Origin of the sequence: Bilifractor sp. HCP3S3_D3, from assembly GCF_052063915.1 — a bacterium.
GTDB lineage: Bacteria > Bacillota > Clostridia > Lachnospirales > Lachnospiraceae > Bilifractor.
Window position 1 is genome coordinate 1 of sequence record NZ_JBQHWP010000033.1, and the last position, 19,855, is coordinate 19,855.

14 protein-coding genes and 1 riboswitch are annotated in these 19,855 nt (G+C 47.4%); of the genes, 10 read left to right on the forward strand and 4 right to left on the reverse strand.

Annotated features, from left to right (window positions below; genetic code table 11):
* Nucleotides 1-174, reverse strand: a 174-nt coding sequence (locus ACTNDI_RS13370) for a transposase (RefSeq protein ID WP_441101474.1), incomplete at its 3' end; no start/stop codon positions are given.
* A 332-nt stretch (nucleotides 175-506) separates the two neighbouring features.
* Here ACTNDI_RS13370 and ACTNDI_RS13375 point away from each other — a divergent pair.
* Nucleotides 507-1,940, forward strand: a complete 1,434-nt coding sequence (locus ACTNDI_RS13375) for an ATP-binding protein (RefSeq protein ID WP_441101463.1) — start codon at nucleotides 507-509, stop codon at nucleotides 1,938-1,940.
* A gap of 54 nt (nucleotides 1,941-1,994) precedes the next feature.
* On the opposite strand, the gene ACTNDI_RS13380 is transcribed toward ACTNDI_RS13375, so the two are convergent.
* On the reverse strand, nucleotides 1,995-3,182 hold the full coding sequence (locus ACTNDI_RS13380) for a diguanylate cyclase (protein ID WP_441101464.1): 1,188 nt from the start codon (nucleotides 3,180-3,182) through the stop codon (nucleotides 1,995-1,997).
* 67 nt (nucleotides 3,183-3,249) lie between these two features.
* Nucleotides 3,250-3,450, forward strand: a riboswitch (cobalamin riboswitch).
* A 129-nt stretch (nucleotides 3,451-3,579) separates the two neighbouring features.
* Between ACTNDI_RS13380 and nikB the strand changes: the two genes are divergently transcribed.
* From nikB to ACTNDI_RS13410, 6 genes are all read left to right on the forward strand, one after another.
* On the forward strand, nucleotides 3,580-4,521 hold the full coding sequence (gene nikB, locus ACTNDI_RS13385) for a nickel ABC transporter permease (RefSeq protein WP_441101465.1): 942 nt from the start codon (nucleotides 3,580-3,582) through the stop codon (nucleotides 4,519-4,521).
* Complete coding sequence (locus ACTNDI_RS13390; RefSeq protein WP_279200896.1) at nucleotides 4,518-5,393, forward strand: ABC transporter permease; 876 nt, start codon at nucleotides 4,518-4,520, stop codon at nucleotides 5,391-5,393. Before nikB ends, ACTNDI_RS13390 begins: the two co-directional genes overlap by 4 nt.
* The gene (locus ACTNDI_RS13395; RefSeq protein WP_279200898.1) at nucleotides 5,375-7,009 is read left to right on the forward strand and encodes an ABC transporter substrate-binding protein; all 1,635 of its coding nucleotides are present in this window, start codon (nucleotides 5,375-5,377) and stop codon (nucleotides 7,007-7,009) included. Before ACTNDI_RS13390 ends, ACTNDI_RS13395 begins: the two co-directional genes overlap by 19 nt.
* 217 nt (nucleotides 7,010-7,226) lie before the next feature.
* A complete protein-coding gene (locus tag ACTNDI_RS13400; protein WP_441101466.1) occupies nucleotides 7,227-8,027 on the forward strand; it encodes an ABC transporter ATP-binding protein in 801 nt (266 codons plus the stop codon).
* Nucleotides 8,020-8,979: an ABC transporter ATP-binding protein gene (locus ACTNDI_RS13405; RefSeq protein ID WP_441101467.1), complete on the forward strand. Its 960-nt coding sequence runs from the start codon at nucleotides 8,020-8,022 to the stop codon at nucleotides 8,977-8,979. The genes ACTNDI_RS13400 and ACTNDI_RS13405 overlap by 8 nt, the downstream gene beginning before the upstream one ends.
* Before the next feature lie 144 nt (nucleotides 8,980-9,123).
* Nucleotides 9,124-10,200 carry a GGDEF domain-containing protein gene (locus tag ACTNDI_RS13410; RefSeq protein ID WP_441101468.1) on the forward strand — a complete coding sequence of 359 codons (1,077 nt, stop codon included), beginning with the start codon at nucleotides 9,124-9,126 and terminating at the stop codon, nucleotides 10,198-10,200.
* Between the two features lie 97 nt (nucleotides 10,201-10,297).
* Here ACTNDI_RS13410 and ACTNDI_RS13415 read toward each other — a convergent pair whose 3' ends face one another.
* Nucleotides 10,298-11,287, reverse strand: a complete 990-nt coding sequence (locus tag ACTNDI_RS13415; protein WP_441101469.1) for a guanosine polyphosphate pyrophosphohydrolase — start codon at nucleotides 11,285-11,287, stop codon at nucleotides 10,298-10,300.
* A 246-nt stretch (nucleotides 11,288-11,533) separates the two neighbouring features.
* On the opposite strand from ACTNDI_RS13415, the gene ACTNDI_RS13420 reads away from it, so the two are divergent.
* Both ACTNDI_RS13420 and ACTNDI_RS13425 read left to right on the forward strand, forming a co-directional pair.
* Nucleotides 11,534-13,429: a sensor histidine kinase gene (locus ACTNDI_RS13420; RefSeq protein ID WP_441101470.1), complete on the forward strand. Its 1,896-nt coding sequence runs from the start codon at nucleotides 11,534-11,536 to the stop codon at nucleotides 13,427-13,429.
* Nucleotides 13,430-13,495: 66 nt separating this feature from the next.
* A complete protein-coding gene (locus ACTNDI_RS13425; protein WP_441101471.1) occupies nucleotides 13,496-13,981 on the forward strand; it encodes a flavin reductase in 486 nt (161 codons plus the stop codon).
* Between the two features lie 223 nt (nucleotides 13,982-14,204).
* Here the strand turns inward: ACTNDI_RS13425 and ACTNDI_RS13430 are convergent, their stop codons facing one another.
* Entirely contained in the window at nucleotides 14,205-15,017 is an 813-nt protein-coding gene (locus tag ACTNDI_RS13430; protein ID WP_441101472.1) for a LytR/AlgR family response regulator transcription factor, read from the reverse strand.
* 734 nt (nucleotides 15,018-15,751) lie between these two features.
* On the opposite strand from ACTNDI_RS13430, the gene ACTNDI_RS13435 reads away from it, so the two are divergent.
* Nucleotides 15,752-19,855, forward strand: a 4,104-nt coding sequence (locus ACTNDI_RS13435; protein WP_441101473.1) for an InlB B-repeat-containing protein, incomplete at its 3' end; no start/stop codon positions are given.

Consider the following 19,855-nt stretch of genomic DNA (forward strand, 5'->3'; position numbering starts at 1 on the left):
TTCCATTGCAAGAATATCGATATGATGTTTTTGACATTCCGCAGAAGTTAATGCCTTGAAACGTTCTTCTATGCCTGGAATATTAAAGATCTTTCGACGGTATCTTGGACAAAACACCAAGTGATAGTGAATCAAGGATACAGTTGTTTTGGTGTGTTTATATTCATTCTTCATGTGTATATGATACAATATTTTGTACACATATTCAATCAAAACAATTTGCTCTTTGACGCTATCATCCCACGGTTGAAACCGTGGGCTTTCTCGCTTAATTATTTGTAACAATGTTTGAATAATGTCTGTAACAATGTTTGAAAAGACTTTTCCAGAGGCTTTAAGCCCAGCTTTTATGCGGAAAAATAGAGTCATATCAGCTCATAGGATTTGAGGTTTGAGATTCAACATTCCTAATCGAGACAATGTCGAACAATGTTAATAACAATGTTCTTGCAATGTTAAACAATGTTTGATATGGTAATGAAAGAAAAAATGCGGAGGATTGTCTCATGAGAATCACGGAATTATACTCAGATGTTATTGCAGAAGACAGGAAGTATGAATATAAGGCGGTGTTAAATCCGGACAATCCGGTGAAATGGGCGAAATCACTAGTTGGATATGCCAATGGGGATGGAGGTATTCTATTTGTTGGCGTTTCAAACGATGGGGAGGCATTTGGAATAGATCTGGGCGACATTGACCGGACGAAAAATCTGATTGCAACAGTCAATGACCGACATATTTTTCCGCATGTCAGAATCAGTTACATGATGCGGAGCATTGATGAGGCAGCAGAGAAATTTGTTCTTGCCGTTCACGTTGCACCATCGGATTCCATCGTGCGTTACCGTGAAGGCGATTTCAATGAGACGGTTTATATTAAGGGGGACGGCAACTCCACACCAGCTACACCGGAAGACATTATATCTTTGTCAAAACGAAAACATGGTGTTGATAACGAAAGTAGTGATGTTCTGTATGAGGAAGAGGGATGGACTGAGTATATTGACTTGTGCAGAGAATTTCGTCAAGACAAGTCTGCTCCGACCTTAAAGGAACTGCAGAATGAGGAGATCGTCACAAAGAATGGATTTGCAAAATCTGGTTTCCTGATGTTTAAGGATGATTATATCGGGGATGATACTCTGGTGAGTTGCCGTCTGTGGCGTGGAAAGACGAAAACCGGCACTGTTCTTGACAGCGACAGGTTCAAAGGTTCTCTATCACACGTGCTCAGAAGTGCGTTAAACTTCATTGAAAGAAATACAAAAACAGGTTGGAGAAAGACGGAAAACGGGGGAAGAGAGGAGATCCGGTCGTACCCAAAAGAAGCTGTCAGAGAAGCAATGGTCAATGCGATTGCGCACAGAGATTATTCTATAGCAGGAACACAGATTGATGTGGATATTTACAGTGACAGGCTTGATATTGTGTCTCCAGGTTCATGGCTGCTTCCGAAAAGCTACGAGGCCTATCCGGCAGGGACGATCCCGTCGATCCGAAGAAATTCGATTATTGCGGCATGCTTGGATGTGGCTAATTTAATGGAGCGTGGCGGAACCGGCTTTCAGACGATGATAGATAGTTATCGTGACAGTGAGGATCGTCTTCAGCCTGTTGTTTCCATCTATCCTGGGTTTCTGGATCTACGTTTGTTTGACAGACTTTATGAACCTATGGTGCAGGCGTGGGTTGAAGAACAGATGCCCGATACAGAAAAAGTTATTCGATTATTAAGAGAGGAGGGCCCCAAGCCGGTCAAAGAACTTCAGGCTCACGTCGGCTTTTCGCAAAGAACTCGCTTTCTTAAAGAGATCATCAATCCAATGATTCAATCTGGTATAATATATCGAGACGGAAACATTAAGTCCCCAACGGCTCGGATTTGTCTTCGGGAAGGAAAGAGCATACCCGGTCATGGTGAAAACCATGAAGATTAAACGGTGAAAATGCTGTCGATCGGTTGTCAAAGGATGATCTGTCAGGGGAGGCGTTTACCGTGCCGCGTGATGAATCTTTTTGCAGCGGTACATGTCCTCGTCGGCATCGTGAATATATTCTTCGATGCGTGAATAAAGCTGGTCTGGCGGGCAGTCCAAGACCGGGTAGCTGGTGCCGATGCTGGCAGAAATCTGATCCTGCGCCAGAAACTCAAGAATACGCCTGCGGCTTTGTGCGATGGTTTCCTCGTTCTGACAGGAGATGATCGCCACAAATTCGTCGCCGCCGTATCGGTACGTGAAATTGTCCGGCGGGACGGCGCGCAGAATAGCGGATGCGGTCACCTGAAGAATGTGATCACCGTAGGCGTGTCCCCTGGTGTCGTTGATTTCTTTGAAGCCGTCAATATCCAGGAAGAATATTGCAATGAACCTGCCTTTGTCAAGCTCGCCTGAGAGCCATGGAAGAAAGCGCGGTTCAAAGGCGTTCTTGGAGTACAGACCGGTCAGCAGATCACGGTAATAAATCTCGCGGAGGGTGGAGAGGGAGTTCACCAGCTTTCGGTTTGTATCCCATTCGGTGAGTGCATGGAGCACGATATCCTGAAATTCATAAAAACGCCATTCTTTTATGATAAAACGAGGATTGCGGAGAATGACGAGCCCTGCGCAGAGACTTCGGATATGAAGCGGCAGGACAAGGGTATAGGATCCCTCCCGGATCGCGTCAAGGTGTTTGTTCAGAGCATCAATATTTTTGAACCGGATGGGCCGCATGCCCGGTTCGTTCTGCACTTCCAGGACACGTTCTCTGTCCGCACAGTCCGACCGCAACTGCACTGGTTCGTTTTGGTCTTCCGGGGCACTTTCTCTGGCTTCGATGAGATTCAGGTGTTCCATAGTATAACAGCCTTCCTCCAATTCCCCGCTTCCGATCCGGTCGTCGAGAACGATGTAGACACCGTCGAGGTCCATTGAGGCATAAAAGTCCGCGATGCGCTGCATCAGTTCCGGGAGAGACAGGGAAGGATCCAGCGAGGAGACCATCGCGGAAAAACGTTCGTTTCGGTCATCGACATATATGCTGTCCTCGACCTGCCAGGCCAGGTACGCCCGGTAGTTGATTCGGAAAGTGAGAATCCGCCGCGCTCCTTCATGTACTGCATGATTCCGGTGCTCCAGGCGGATATGATGAAACGGCGCCAGCCATCTGAAAGAAGCAGAAATCCGGAAGAAGCACATTTAAATCCGGATTTAATAATTTCTCTTGCAAAAATATAAAATGGTGTTACTATAGTAAAACAAGTTTAATTAAATATCTTTTACAAGTGCAGAAATGCCATATCGTTAGATCGGGATTTCTGATAATAGGGAAACAGGTGAAAGACCTGTACTGTCTCGCAACTGTAATTGGATGCGTCCGCTGGTTATCCACTGTCTTTACGGATGGGAAGGAAGCGTGCCGCAGGAAGCCATAAGTCAGGAAACCTGCTTGTAAAAATGTCAGTGTGGTCACGATGTATGACTTAATGACGGCAAATTATTTCTGCTCCTGGAGGCAGAATCTTTTGCGTGTTTAAATGTCAGAGATCGTTTCACGGAAACGGTCTTTTTCTTTTGCCTGAAAAAGAGGGGTGTCATGAAAAAATACCTGATTGGAAGAATTCTTTTTGTCATTCCGATAATGTTCTTTCTCTCTCTGTTTACCTTTGGTCTTACGTATCTTTCACCTTCTGATCCGGTGACTCTTTATTATGACAGACTTGGAGCAAAGCCGGACAAACAAATGGTTGAGGAAACCAAAGAAGAGATGGGACTGAATGATCCGTTTCCGATTCAGTATGGGCGATGGCTGAATCGTGCTGTGCATGGTGATCTCGGAACATCATATTACTACAAAACATCTGTCTGGAGTGAACTGACCAGCCGTCTTCCGAATACGGTTATTCTGACGGTCTCTACAGTTGTACTGACGATACTGATCGCAGTGCCTCTGGGGATCCTGTGCGCCGTCTTTCAGAATAAATGGATTGACTATATTCTGCGTTTCATCTCCTTTCTGGGGGTGAGTATGCCCAGCTTTTGGGTCGGTACACTGCTGATGTATTTTTTCGGAGTAAAGCTGAAAGCTCTTCCGATATTGGGATCGGGAGATCTGAAACATCTGATTCTTCCGACAGCGACACTCTCTTTCTGGATGGTTTCTCTCTATGTGAGAAGACTGCGTGGCAGTGCATTGGAAGAATTGAACAAGGATTATCTGAATGGAGGGCTGGCAAGGGGACTTTCCAAATGGCATGTTATCTGGCACCAGATCCTGCCGAACTCGCTGCTTTCTGTGATTACGATGTTTGGCATGTCAATCGGATCTCTTCTTGGGGGAGCAACGATCGTGGAAACGATCTTTGAATGGAAGGGAATTGGAAAGATGGCTGTGGACGCAATATCCGTGAAAGACTATCCGATTATCCAGGGTTATGTTCTCTGGATGGCCATCATCTATGTAACGGTCAACCTGGTCGTGGATCTGTCGTATCAGTTTTTGGATCCAAGGATCCGGCTGGGAGGAAGGAAAGGATGAAATATTATATAAAAAGAGCACTCAGCAGTCCGCAGTTCGTCATCCTCTTCCTTCTTGCTGTTTTGTTGATTTTGATACCGATTTTTGCTCCATGGATTGCGCCGCATGATCCGATTGCCAATGATTATGCTGCTTCCATGATTTCTCACAGCAGGGAGTTTCCGCTGGGAACAGATCAGCTTGGACGCTGCATTCTGTCCAGACTTATCTGGGGAGGAAGGACTTCTCTGTTAATTGTCTTTCTGGTTGTGGCAATTGTTTCAGTTCTTGGCATCCTGCTGGGGGTCACAGCAGGCTTTGCGGGAGGATGGCTGGATAACATCCTGTCCAGAGCAACGGATATTGTGATGGCGGTTCCTTCCATGGTTTTTGTCATTGCACTGGTTACGGTTCTCGGTCCGGGTCTTTGGCACACTGTGCTAGCCATGGCGCTGGTTGGTTGGACTGAAAATTTCCGGGTTTCCAGAGCCTTGGTGCTTTCTGAAAAGGAAAACCATTATGTAGAGGAAGGCAGGCTGGGTGGATTGAAGAAAAAAGATATGATTTTTCATCTCATTCTGCCAAACGTAGTTCCGTACCTTCTGGTCAATATTACACAGGATATCGGCTCTAATCTGCTTACCCTAAGTGGGCTGTCCTTATTGGGACTGTCTTCCCAGCCACCTGTTCCGGAATGGGGCTTTATGCTCAGTGAAGGAAGGAAGTTTATACAGTCTGCCCCATGGCTGATTTTCTGGCCCGGCATGGTGATTGTCATCCATGTCATTGTGTTCAATCTTTTAGGCGACAGCCTTAGAGATATATTAGATCCTCGTTTTGAAAAACAAAAAAAGAAAGGCAGGAGATTTAAAAAATGGCTCGAAACAAATTGATTGCATTTACCTGTGCGGCTGTTATGGCATGTACACTTTTTGCCGGATGCGGCTCCTCTGCAGCCGGAACTTCTCAGGATTCATCCGCTTCACAGAACGCTGCATCTGTAGCGGCTTCGTCCACATCGAAGGAAACCGGAACCACAGTTACTTCCGGAGCCGGTGACAATGCATCCACAGCAGGAGAGAAACACCTGAACGCAGCTCTTTACTGGTTTGGAACCAGTCTGGATCCCGCGACAGAATATGACGGGTGGACAACCTGCCGTGCCGGAATTACAGAAACGCTGGTTACTGTCGATAAAAATTATGAGCTTCAGCCCCTTCTTGCGGACAGCTGGAAACAGACAGATGATACGACGTGGGTTTTCCATATCCGTGACGGTGTGACCTTCCAGGATGGAACGCCGGTGGATGCAGCTGCCTGCAAAGCTTCTCTGGAGAGGGCGATGCAGGTACAGGAGAGAGCGGTAACCGCAGCAAAAATAGATACCATTGAGGCAGACGGACAGAATCTGACCATCAAGACCACGGAACCGTTTGGCGCTTTCCTGGCAAATTTATCGGAACCCCTCTACTCCATTATTAAGGTTGGAGATGATCAGGATTACGCAAATAAGCCGATCGGAACCGGTCCGTTCATGGTGAAGGATTTTACAGTGAATGAAAAAATCGACGAAGTGAAATACGACGGGTACTGGAACGGAGCATCCGATATCGATTCTATTACGATAACCTGCATTGAAGATGACAGCACAAGGGGACTGGCTCTGCAGTCGGGCGAGCAGGATATTGTGCAGAGAGTGGCTTCTACCGATATTGATACCTTCGCGAATGACAGTACATACCAGGCTCTTAATACGACTGGCGCACGAATCCGTCTGCTGCTTCTGAACCAGGCAAATGAAGCACTGAAGGATACTAATGTGAGGAAAGCCCTTGCGGACTGCATAGATTATGATTCACTTGTCAGCATTCTGGGGTCGGGAGTTACTACGGCAGGCGCTCCGTACCCGGCATCCGCGCCCTATGGATATGACGATCTGGACAGACAGACCTATAAGCCGGATGAGGCGAAGAGTCTGCTGGAGAAGGCCGGATACAAGGACAGTGACGGAGACGGCATTGTTGATAAAGACGGCAAAAATTTGTCTCTGAAGATCACTTATTCTATGGGAGATTATACAACGATGCTGGAGGCGGTTCAGTCAATGGCAAAGGAAGCGGGTATAGATATACAGCTGAATCTTGAGGATGATATTACAGAATCTGAGAAAAATAAGGATTATGATATCCTGTGTACAAACTGGCAGTGTCTTTCCACCGGAGACCCGCAGTGGTTCCTGGATCAGCTTTACAAAACCGACGGGCCGGATAATTCCATGAATTACAGCAACAAAGATCTTGACAACATTATTTCCGAACTTTCCAGTACATTTGATACCGATGGCAGGAAGAAACTGACGATTGACGCGGAAAAAATTCTTCTTCAGGATACCGCGAGCATCTGGCTGGTCGGAGAAAAAAATTACGTTGTAGCAAACAGCAAGGTACATAATATAACACCTTATCCGATCGATTATTACTTTATCGATAATAAAATGTCAATAGACTGACGATTTATTGACGGAAGAATCATTCCGAAGGGAAGCGTGTTCTCCCTGCATGCATCACATCGTGCAGGGAGATTCTTTTTACGCGAACAGTGAGCCGCAGCCGAATGCGAAGTATTCGTGTGCGGCGAGCGTCGCGATAGCGAGATAAAACTCGCGCAGCGTGTTTTATCTCGTTTTCGGAGAGCGTCTGATACAGCGTTACGCTTGGGAGGAACTTATGGAAATTCTGGAGCTGAATCATATTTCCCTTACTTATGACGGCATCGTGAATATTCTTGACGACATTACATTTTCTGTACGTTCCGGAGAAATAATCGGGATTGTCGGAGAGAGTGGAAGCGGAAAATCAACTCTCCTTCATGTGGTTCTGGGCCTGATTCCGGATGGAGCCGTGACGAAAGGGGAATGTTTTCTGTTTGGACGCAGCAACCTGGAACGGAAACGCAGCGAATTAAAAAAACTGCGTGGAGAAGAGGTCGCCATGATTTTTCAGGATACCGGACGTTATATGAATCCCATATCGCGGATTGGAGCCCAGTATAAGGAATATCTGACAGCCCACGGGTACAGAGGCAGAAAAAACTGCTTAGAGAAGGAAAAAGAGATGCTGAGCCGTGTTCATCTGAAAGATACAGAAAGAATTCTGCATGCGTATCCCTTTGAATTATCCGGAGGTATGCGTCAGAGAGTCGGCATTGCCATGGCCATGAGCCTGAAACCAAAGCTTCTGCTGGCCGATGAGCCCACCAGCGCGCTGGATGTTACGATGCAGGCTCAGGTAGTATATGAAATGATGGAGCTGCGCAGAAAATATGGAACTTCCATCATTCTTGTGACACATAATATCGGAGTCGCAGCGTGTATGTCAGACAAGCTGGGTATTATGCAGAACGGGAAGCTTGTGGAGTGGGGGAATACAAGGGATATTATTTCCTGTCCCCAGACAGATTATACTCGCACACTTCTTGATTCTGTGATTGAAATTGATGATGAAAGGATGGCAGGAAAAAATGAGTGATGTGCTGCTGGAAGTAAGTCATCTGTCCAAAAGCTTTGAATCCGGAAGTCGTGAGAAAGGAATGATTCCCGCCGTTCGTGACGTAAGTTTTCATATAAACCGCGGGGAATGTCTTGGAATTGTCGGAGAAAGCGGGTGCGGAAAGAGTACCCTGGCAAGGCTGATCACTCTTCTGACACCGGCAGACAGCGGAGAAATCCGTCTGAACGGGTCGGAATATACGGACAGAAAGGATAGGAAAAGAGAGATATACCGGCAAATTCAAATGGTTTTTCAGGATCCGTATACGGTATTCAGCCCTCGAATGCAGATCGGAACTTTTCTGGAGGACGGGCTTGTTTATTTTAATCTGATGCCACGCAGAAAAGCTGAGGAAGAAGTTGAGAAACTGTTGCGGATGGTTGAACTGCCGGAGGAACTGCTGACCCGGTTCCCGCATCAGCTCAGCGGAGGTCAGCTGCAGAGGGTGGTGATCGCAAGGGCTATTTCCATTCATCCTTCCCTGATTATCCTGGATGAAGCGACGAGCGCCCTGGACGTTTCTGTTCAGAAACAGATTCTGGAGCTGCTGGTACGTTTAAAAAAAGAACAGAAGCTTACCTATCTGTTTATCGGACATGACCTGGCAGTGGTCCGTAGTATTTCGGACAGAATTCAGATTATGTATGCGGGCTCGGTTGTGGAAGAACTTCGTTCAGAAAGTCTGAAAGATGCTGTCCATCCTTATTCCAGAGAGCTTCTGGATTCTATTTTCTCTGTCCGTGACCAGAATACAGGGGCAATCCATGTGGAAACATTAGGTCTGGCGGATACCGGTTTTGAGGTCCGCGGCTGCCAGTTCTGCAGGAGGTGTTCCTGTGCTATGCCGGTTTGTGCGGAAAGATCCCCTGTGTTGAAAGAAACCGGACTGGAGACCGGTCATACCGTTGCCTGCTTTCTAAATGGTCGCTAAAATACTCACATTTGAATATCCGTTATAAATTGCTTACATTTTCAGATTTTCCTTTCGGTGATTATCGTTGACGCTTCTCATGAATCTGTCTTATAATGTCTCAGAATGTGAAAACACGGAGAACAGGGAGTAGTTAGAGCAAATATGAATCTTTTTACAAAGGCAAACTCTTTTTTCGGAGTCGATTTTTCAGAAGAGGAACATGCGGCGCTTGTAAAACGTATTCAGAAGGAAAACTACGAGAATCTGGTGTTTCTGTCCGGTGTGCTGAGTGTACTTTCGGTGCCGGCGATTGTTGCAGTATACTTCGTCTACCGAAGCCGTATGTTCTATTTCTGGATTTATTTTTCGCTGATGATCTGTATCTTTCTGGTTTTCTTTGGAGTCCGCTTTGCCGGGAAGAAGGCCGGAAGGAATACGACGCTGAAGATGTACGGCTTCATCAGCATCCTGATGGGCTACAGCATAGTGCTCAGCACATTGATGAATCCGGATATGATGGCGGTGAAATATATCGCGTTCATTCTGGTGCTGCCGCTTTTTTTCACGGATTATCCTGTTCGTATCGGTTCTTATATTGTGGGATGTACGGCGGTATTCATCTTTTTTGCGGTATTTCACGATTCAAGAAGTATTCTGGCACAGGATATCATTCATTCCTGTTTCTTTGCCGCGCTGAGCATCGCGATCAGCACCTATGTGTCCAAAATCAAGATTCAGAGGCTGTATTATGAGAAGAAGTGGAAGTACCTCAGTGAAACGGATCTGATGACGGGCCTGAACAGCCGGAATCTGTATGAGAGGAGGCTGAAATCCTATGCGGACCGCTGTGAGAATAATCTGTCCTGTGTGTTCGTGGATGTGAACGGTCTGCATGAGGTGGATGTGGAGCTGGGATACGAGGCCGGCGACCGGATGCTGAAGAGTGTCGCTGAGGCATTGCGGGAGCAGTTTGGTACGGAAGATACGTACCGGATCGGCGGCGATGAATTTGTTGCCTTTGTTATAGATGAAGAAGATCCGGCGGAGGTCCGGAAAAAGGTCGCGGAGATGAATGCCCGGGTGGAAAGAGAAGGATTCTCGGTATCTGTCGGAGTCTCGAGCATGCGAAAAGAAGAGATCGACATGAACAAACTTACCACAACGGCAGAGCGTGAGATGGGCGATGTGAAGCGCCATTACTACGAACAAACCGGTAAAGACAGAAGATGGAGGCTGTGAGTGCGGCTCGGCATCGTCCGAATTGCAGATTCTGGGAGCCGCGGGATGCCCGGCTTCTGCCGGATTGCAGAAGATGCAGGCTGTGAGACGCCCGGCGTCAGCCGATTTCATCGTTCTGGAACCGGGAGAGATGCTCGTAGGGCAGGATCAGCCGCCCGTGATACAGACCGCACCCGTCATTGATGCGATAGTTGTCAATCGCGGCGAACATATTTACATTGATTTTTGAAAGATCGAGATTTTGCAGGTTCAGGATACGTTCATATGCCTCGTCGAAGCAGGGGCATTCGTCCACGGGGATTTCTCTCCGGCGGCTGCGTTCCTGTTCCTGCCTTTTTTCATAAAGACCGTGATTTGCCTGCCCGATTTCGGCAAGATCGTCCATGTCCTTCGTGCGGAGCTGAATTTCTGTATAGCTTCGCGCCAGGTTGTCGAAGAGGGTCAGATGAAGAGAGCGGTAGCCACCCTCCTTGGGATTGGCAATGTAGTCCTTGTAGTATGGACGTACGTTTTCATTCAGAAGAGGTGAGGAAACCGGCTGGTCTGTGTGGGAAAGCTGTGCGGTAAAGCCCCGCTCCTCGAGAAAATCCGGCAGAAGGTTCGCAATTTCATACAGTGTTTTTTCCTCAAGAGCCGCCCGGTCCGTGCCGGGCTTCAGATGGCAGGCGGGAAGAGAGAGGACGATGCGATAGGCAATCAGGTCTTTGAATCGATTGATTTCATCGCGAAGCTCGGAAACGGGCGGATATGTTCCGTGTTCGGAGTGATAATTGTAGATGTGGCTCACGATGTAGCCGTTGAATTTTTCCTCGGTGCGGATGAGTGATTTGATACGTCCGCGGAATGTAAAGGAGTAATTGCCGTAGTGCTCCGCCATATACTGATAGAATTCACGGATTCTCTGCGACTGCGAGGTGAGGAAGTTGTTGTGCTCCAGCAGCTCCTCCATCTGCAGCAGAAAATTCGCGTGCGAGCGGTCTAAAAGATTATGGGTTTTTGAAGCGTTCTCCATGAGATCTCTTGAGTAACTGCGGATGATATGAAGAACGGTATCTCCGGAGTACAGGTAATCGGTTAACTGAATCATTGGCAATCCTCTCCGGAACCGGGGAAAATGCTTCCGGCTCCTGGCGCTCAGGCAGTTTCTTTGTAGTATATTATTCTGCCGGGAAATGTGCAAGTGCTGAGAAATGTGCCGGTGCGCCCGGTGCTGAAAAATGTGCCGGTGTGCCCGGCTTTTCCTCCTCGTTTGCAATCGTCGGGCGATATGCTAAAATGGTAGCAGTCAGATTATCTGTTTGGAATCGCCCGGACCGGGCAGGAGTAATGGAACGTGCATAAAATTGCAGAATTTATGAATAAAAACAGGATATGGATCTGCTTCATCTGGATGGGAGTCTGTATCCTGTGTGTCTTATTTCTTCTTGTTCAGCTGAGTCCGTATCTCAAGGTGGATGATTTAAGTGGTGGCGGAATTGCTGTTCAGAAGCTGGATACAGCAGAGGTTACCGTGAATGGTTCCACACAACAGATGACGCTGCCGACAAATCTGTCTGACCTTGCTCCCGGCACGGAGGCAGAGGTCAGTTTTACCTTTCGGAATCAACGGGCAGACAGCTACATGGAGGTGCGGACGGCCTTTGCTCCGATGACCGTGGAGATTAACGGCAAGCAGGTTTTTTCCTGCGGCGAGAGGGAGGATCGGCCATCCTTTATGAAGGATCCGGGAACGATTGTTCATTTCGTTCCGCTGCAGACGCTGGGCAATGTGCGGGTTACTCTGCACTACACATCCCCTGCGTCGAGGAATTCGCTTTCGATCTCTGCTCTGCGCGTGGCAAACCAGTCCGGTCTTTTCCGGGATATGATGATGCGCATGGGCGTCGAAATGGCGGGAAGCTTTGTCATGCTTTTATTCGGAATCCTTCTGACCATCGTCTCCTTCATGGTTGTGCAGCTCGACCGGAGCGGCATGATTCTGCTCTGGCTCGGTGGGTTCATGGCACTGACCGGGCTGTGGGGATGTTCCGGATCTGACATGTCGCACTTCTTCTTGAATGTTCCGAATCTCTGGTATCTGCTCAACTACCTCAGCTTCTTCTGTATGCTTCTGCCGCTGGAGTATCTGGTGGAGGAGAGTGTGAAATTCCGCCATAAAAAGCCCGGTTTTATTTTGAGAGTGATTCACATGATTGCCATACTGACCGCCCTGGTTCTGCAGATGACAGGTACTCTGATGTTCCTTCAGAGTGTGCGGTTTTTCCAGGTGTTTCTTCCGGTGAGTGTATTTTTCTATACGGCAATGGTTATCTATGAGGCAGTGTGGCGCAGAAACAAGGCGGGGATGCTGTGGATGATGCCTATGCTGATTATGTGTGTGTCATGCATCATGGAGCTGGTGTACTACGCGAACTGCATTGCGTATGCCACATCCCGCTATTTCCTCATTGGGTCCCTGATTTTCTGCATCTTTATGTGTATGATCGGCGGCGTTCAGATCCGGAGGTCCATTCAGGTTTCCCGCCGGGAAAGGGAGCAGGAGTATCAGCTGTATCTGATGAACAGAGAGGTCGATGAGCAGAAAAAGTACCAGGACAGCCTGCTGGAACATGAGAGAGAACTGCGGAGGCAGCGGCATGATTACCGCCATCAGCTGACAGTTCTTCAGGAGTATCTCAAGGAGGGAAGGCTGGATGAATTGAAGAGCTACCTGGAGGAACTGGGCCGTGCCATTCCCTGCCACAAGGATATCCGATACACGGAGAACATCGCCATCAATGCGGTTATTACCTATTATGTGCAGATGGCAGAGAATGCCGGCGCGAAGGTGAAGATCAATATTGCGCTTCCCAAAGACATCTCCCACAGCATGGAACAGAATCTGTGTGTGATTTTCGGAAACCTGCTGGAGAATGCCGCGGAGGCTGTCGGAAGGATAACAGGAGATAATCCTGAGGGCGGGAAGACGATTGCGCTTTCTGCTTTGGTTCATATGGGAAACCTGGTTATTCATATGGAAAACAGCGTGGGCGAAAAACCCAGAAAGTGGGGGAGATTCTTTGTCTCCAGCAAGAGAGCAGAGGTGGGTATCGGACTGACCAGCATTGCCAATATCGCCTCACAGAACCACGGAGATGCTGAATTCTACTGTAGCAACGGGCTATTTATTTCGGATGTGTATTTCGTTTTTGCCGGAGACAGTGAAGGGAGGCTCCATGGCGGTTCATGACAGCGGGAGCGTCCGGATTCGCAGAGAACGAAAAAAGAGATTGAAGACAGAGAAAGGAAGACAGTTATGGATCACAAGGTGAGTTTTACAATGGATATTTTTGAACAGTTTGACAAGAAGTGGGCGCTGCTGACGGCAGGATCGATGGAGAAGTTCAACACCATGACCGTCAGCTGGGGTGGTCTCGGAACGCTCTGGGGAAAGCCGGTGGCGACGGTCTATGTCAGACAGTCCCGTTACACCCATGAGTTTATGGACAACGGTGAATACTTCACGGTCAGCTTTTATCCGGAGTCCTGCAGAAAGATTCTGGGTGTTCTAGGATCGAAATCAGGAAGAGAAATGGACAAGATGAAGGACTCCGGGCTTACTCCTGAGAAGGCAGGGGAGACAGTGACGTTCCACGAGGCGGAAGTGACGCTGGTCTGCCGGAAATTATTCCGTCAGACGCTGGATTCTGCAAATATCCCGGCGGATATCGTGAAGCAGTACTATGAGGGGCAGGCGGATCACGACATGTATATCGGTGAGGTTGTGGATATTCTCCGGTGAGGGAGGCTCAATCATTAAGGCTTCCGATGAACAGGGCTTTTGATAAACAGGGCTTTGGGTAAACAAAGCTGTCGGTTATGATATGCAAAGAGCCGGCGATGTTTATGTGCTGAGAGGTGCACATGGCATCGCCGGTTCTTCTGGTTTTCACAGTTATCTATGATTAGATAATTAAGATTTGATTAGAGGGTATTGAAGACCAGGACTACAGAATTTAACAGATTTACTGATTCTGGAAGTACTGGTTGATGCGTTCTTTTACCTCGGCCACTTTTTTGAACGGTATCGGGAGCTCCCTCCCGTCGATCAGAATCACCGACTGATCCTGAATGCGGGCGACCATGGCCATGTTCACGATATTGATCCGGCTGATCTTCAGGAACTGTTCGCCAAGCTTTTCCGTGAATTCTTTCAGCATGGTGCGGGTGCGGATCATAATGGATTCAAGGAATATCTCGGTGTATTTGTTATCGGAGCTGAGATACACGATCTCATCCTGATCTATGTAATGAATCGTTCGATCACAAGCTGTAATGGCCAGTCTCTCGCTTCCTTTCTTCCTTTGTATCTCCCGGTCCACGTATTTCATGAGATAAGAATTCAGCTTTACAGGAAAATGCTCGCTTTCCGTCACCTTCCATTCGCTGATGGGATTGGTGTTGGACAGGTGCATCAGCCAGAGCCTTTCGCCGTCCTGTCTCCATACCGCGACAAGACGCTGTTCAGCCAGACGGATAAAGCTGGATCCCTTATTCGTCACGAGCACGTATTTTCCGATGATCGTGCAGACAGGGCCGGTATTCTGCGCCAGATAATAGGTCTGGTTCATCAGTACGTATGGTATCATCTCTTTAACGATACGTTCAATCTCTGCCTTAAAATTCTCAAAGCCGAGGATAATCTGACCCTCCTGAGCACCGATCCAGCTCATCTCCGGATCACATACGGCGAAAACCGGTTCCGGATTCTTTTTGTAAAACTCTTCCATGAAGGCTATAGTCAATCGCAACGCTTCATCTGTATATCGTTTCTTCATAGCAATTTCCCCCATTACTAAGAACCTGACAATACGATATCGATATACCGGTCATTCAACTTTGGCGGCAATGAAGGCTGAATAACTGAAAAGGTTATTGGATGCGCCTGCTGTTATTCGAAATTATAGTGAGGCTTTACCTGATTTTGAATAAAATCATGCAAAATCACTTGTCATTATAAAAAAATAACCTGCTTCAGGACGTTTTTCACAGTGATGCCATAAGATGAGCAGTAAAAGAAACAGGGACTTTGCAATTTATCACTCTGAAGCGATAAATTTACAGCGTGCGGAAGAAAACAAATTTGATAGAAATTCACACCCAGTTTTTGGTCATTCACTCCGTTTTGTTGTTTTTGAAAAACAGATTTAATATAATAATATCAGTGTAAATATGTATTTGCAATAAATAGACAAAATATATCAGCTTAATTAATAAAATATTAGAAAACTGGAGGGGATGAAGATGGTTTATTAGGAGATGCTCATTATACTTGTAATGAGCAAAATCGGCAGATGTCAGATGGAAGAAAGCAGCATCTGAAAAGCCGGACACATGAGTATAGCAGATCTGCATAGCCAGAATGTGCAGAATTTTATGCATTTTCAGTAACAGGTAAAAGGGTGGGGCTTGAGGTAAATCATTGATCTATATACACTGCTGGCTTTGAAAGGATAACCGGTTTCTGTTTTAGCGTGCAGGTTTATAAAACAACTAAATTGAGGGAGCTACTATGAAGAAAAGGAGAAGACAGAGATTTCTAAGTCTCATGCTGGTGCTTTGCATGATTGCGTCCGCCGGCATGATGACGCCGCTGAGCACATCGGCAGATTCTACAGATGTAAACCTTACAGAGGAGACGCAGCAGGCGGAGAGCGCCCTGACGGGCGGCGCGGCTGCAGAGCAGATTCAGGCTGCGGCGGCAGATACGGAGACAGATATTGTATCGGTCACGCAGAACCAGGAGACAATGACCGCAGAGGATACGCAAACTGCGGAGTCGGGTGCGGCTCCGGAGGAAGCGGCAGCTCCCGCAGCGGAGCAGACCGATGCCGGAACAGGGCAGACCGGCGCCGGAATAGAACAGTCGGATCCGGCAGTGCCGGAATCTGCGAATCTTGCAGAGACACCGTCCGAATCTCAGGCAGCTGAGGGGCAGACAGAGGTAAGCACCGACGGAACGCAGGGTACGGTGAACACGGAAGCCCCCGCGGCGGACGAAGAGCAGAAGACAGAACAGAAACAGGATTCTGAAGAAACCGAAGTGTCCTGGCCGGCGCAGACCTTCACAGGTCATGCCAACAACATCACCGTGAACGTTACAGCAGCGGAGGGGATTTTCCCCGAAGGCACAACAATGGTGACCACAGCGGTATCGGCACAGACGGCCAAGGCAATCGCAAATGCAGCATCGGATGCAGAGGCGGAGGTTGTAGACGCCATCGGCGTTGACATCTCCTTCCGGGATGCATCGGGAAATGAAATTGAACCGAAGGACGGAAAGAACGTACAGGTCAGCATGATCGTTGACACGGCAAGCAGCCTTGCCGGAGACAACTTCTCAGTCGTTCATCAATCGGACGACGGAAATGTACAGAAGGTAACTGAGAACGCAACCGCAGAAGGAGCCGTATTTGAATCAGGCGAGTTTTCCATTTATGTCATCACAAGTGAAAAGGAGCCTGCAATCGCAACCTATTATTTCTATGATGCATATGGAAATAAGATTGGCTTCTATGATGCATATGGAAATAAGATTGGCGATGCTCAGAAAGTCAAAGACGGCGAAATGGTTTATGCGCCGACCACACCGGAAAAGGCCGGCAGCAAATTCCTCGGCTGGTCCTATACGAAGGATGCGACTGCGCTTCAGACGGGAGACCCGGGGAACTTCGCACAGATCAATGTATCTGTCAGCAAAACCGGTGATGTGGACCTGTACCCGGTATTCCAGCAGGCTTACTATGTGTTCTTCATGGATGATAAGCGTGAGGATGATAAGGATGATAAGGATGATCAGAGAAGAGTAATCGCCACGAAGGAAGGCGTCAGCGGAGATATAATTGACGTTGCGGATGTTACAATTCCGCTGGATTCCACACACTCCGTTACCGGCTGGTATACAGATCAGGAATGTACCGATGAAAAGAAAGTGGAGTCTGTAACGCTTTATGATCAAAATGTTACGCTTTATCCGAAGGTCGAAACAGGGCATTATCTGTATTTCTCCAGCGGGGAGGGTGCAAGCTATGTGAAGCCGGTATTCGTTGCGGCAGAGGCAGGAACAGTTGCACCTGCAGCACCGACGAGACCTGGCTATACCTTTAAACATTGGGCTGCTTCTGAAGACGGTTCTGAATATACATTCGGCAGCACGATTTCAGAAGATACCACTCTGTATGCGGTGTGGGAGGCAAGCACAAATACTAAATATACAGTCATTTACTGGTGGGAAAATGCAAATGACAGCAAATATTCCTACCATGAGAACAGTGTTAAAACCGGAACAACCGGAAACAAGATTGATCTGACCGGGATAAGCAGAAGTTATGATGGCTTTACTCTGGATACTGAGAAGACAAACGCTGCAAATGCGGACGCAGTGATTGCCGGTGACGGATCGACGATCGTGAATGTCTACTATAATCGAAACTCCTACGAGATTAAGTTCTTCGAAGCAGAAAGGGAGTGGCGGGTATATAGGTGGGGATATTCTTGGAACGAAATGGAGAGTCTGCGCATTTCCGCCAAATACGGAGCAAACATTTCCGACCGGTGGCCGACCTCTACTTCTAAAATCTGGGGCACCCAGCAGGGAAAAAATGGACAGGGGGCACAGCCATATCAAAGCGGTATTTCCACAATGCCCTTGGACGGCGCTTCCTTCTACTATGTTGAACAATCTGGCCGCTTTACGATGAACCTGCATTACTATTTGAAAGGCCTGGATGGAAAGTATTCCTTGCACCATACGGATAGCTTTAAATCCAACAATAATGGGTGGTCAACAACTAAAGAAGATCATTATGATATCGAAGGATTTACCTACACAAACAATGTAAAAGATGGAAGTAAATTCAAACATGTAGAGGGGTCTTTATATGAAGTGTCTTTCGAATATCAGAGAAATGATTACTTTATTAATTTTGTAAACGGAGACTCAACAAAATCAAAAACGTTCAAATATGGAGCGGATGTCAGCAAAGTTGATTTAACGGCAGATCCCGAGCGCCCTGCGGGAATCCCTGCTGATTATGTATTTGCAGGATGGTTTGATAATGAACTTGGCGTAGGTGATCCTGCAACGCTGACAGGAACAATGCCTGCCCACAATATTACTCTATACGCAAAGTGGGCTGCTCCGACATACACTGGAACCGTTCATACGACGATGGGCGATACTGATAATCCGATGTATCTTACCATCAATTACGGCAGCGAGATCAATGAAAATGATATGCCGATCGTAAAGGATGCTGAAGGGAATATCATTCAGGAAGGCAGCAGTTCCTATACTGTTACTGTCCCTAAAGGACATACATGGGCAGGATGGGCAACAAAGTCCGGCAATGATTACATCATCTATAACTTCAGCACAGAAGTATATAGCGACATTACGCTGTACCCGTACTATATCAACGGCGAAAAATACACGGTTACATATAGCCTTGGCGAAGTTACAGGAACGGCTCCGACTGACAGCAAGCTGTATGCAGAGAATTCGTATGCGGACATTCAGCCGGCAACGGGAGTTACTCCACCGGAAGGCAAGACATTCCTTTACTGGAGCCATGGTACAGATAAGTATTATCCGGGAGACAAGGTAAAGATCACAGGAAATCTTGAACTTACCGCTGTCTATGGAGATACTTCACCATTAACTTCAATCACATATCACTCGAACTATCCGGAAGGGTCCGAACTGGAAGAAAAGACCACAACGGTTGACGGCCGGGCTAACAACACTGCGATTACGCTGGAAAAAGCGGACTTCACAGCTCCGACTGGATACTATTTCGCATACTGGAAGGATGCTTCTGGAAAGCGGTATGATGTTAAAACAAAGATCGGTATCGACAATGACAATACATCTGCAAATGATCTCTATGCGGTCTGGGAACAGAAGAAAGAGATCACATTAACGGCAAATTCCGAAACATTTACCTATGACGGAACTGAACACACTGTTTCCGGCGTAAAGACAAATACGTTTACGATTGATAATGTTACTTATACCGTAAGCGGCTTTACTACAGAGAATCCAAAAGAAAAGAATGCGGGAACTTATACAAATAATATTCTGAACACCGATTCCATTGTTGTTAAGAATGGAAAGACTGATGTTACCTACCAATTCACTGTAAATACCGAAAACGGATCCTTGAAAATAATGCCGAAGGCAGTCACAGTCACAGCGAACAGCATAGGCAAGACCTATGGAGCCGCTGATCCGGAGCTGAAGGCAACAGTAAGTGGAACGCTGAATGGCGATACAGTCCGCTATACGCTGAGCCGCGCTGAAGGTGAAAATGTCGGAGATTATGCGATCACGCCGAAGGGTGATAAAGATCAGGGTAACTATACGGTGACTTATGTGCCGGGAACCCTGACCATCAGCAAGTCTGGCACATTGACACTTACCGCTAACGGATACGAAAGCGAATACGATGGCAAGTCTCACGCTGCAAGTGCAACCGCAAGCGTACCGGAAGGCACAACGATTTCGTATCAGGTAGGAAATGGCGAGTGGACAACGGAAGCCCCGAGCATCAAGGATGTCGGCGAGCAGACAGTCAACGTCAAAGCCGAGAATGCAAACTATGAAACGGCAAGTACA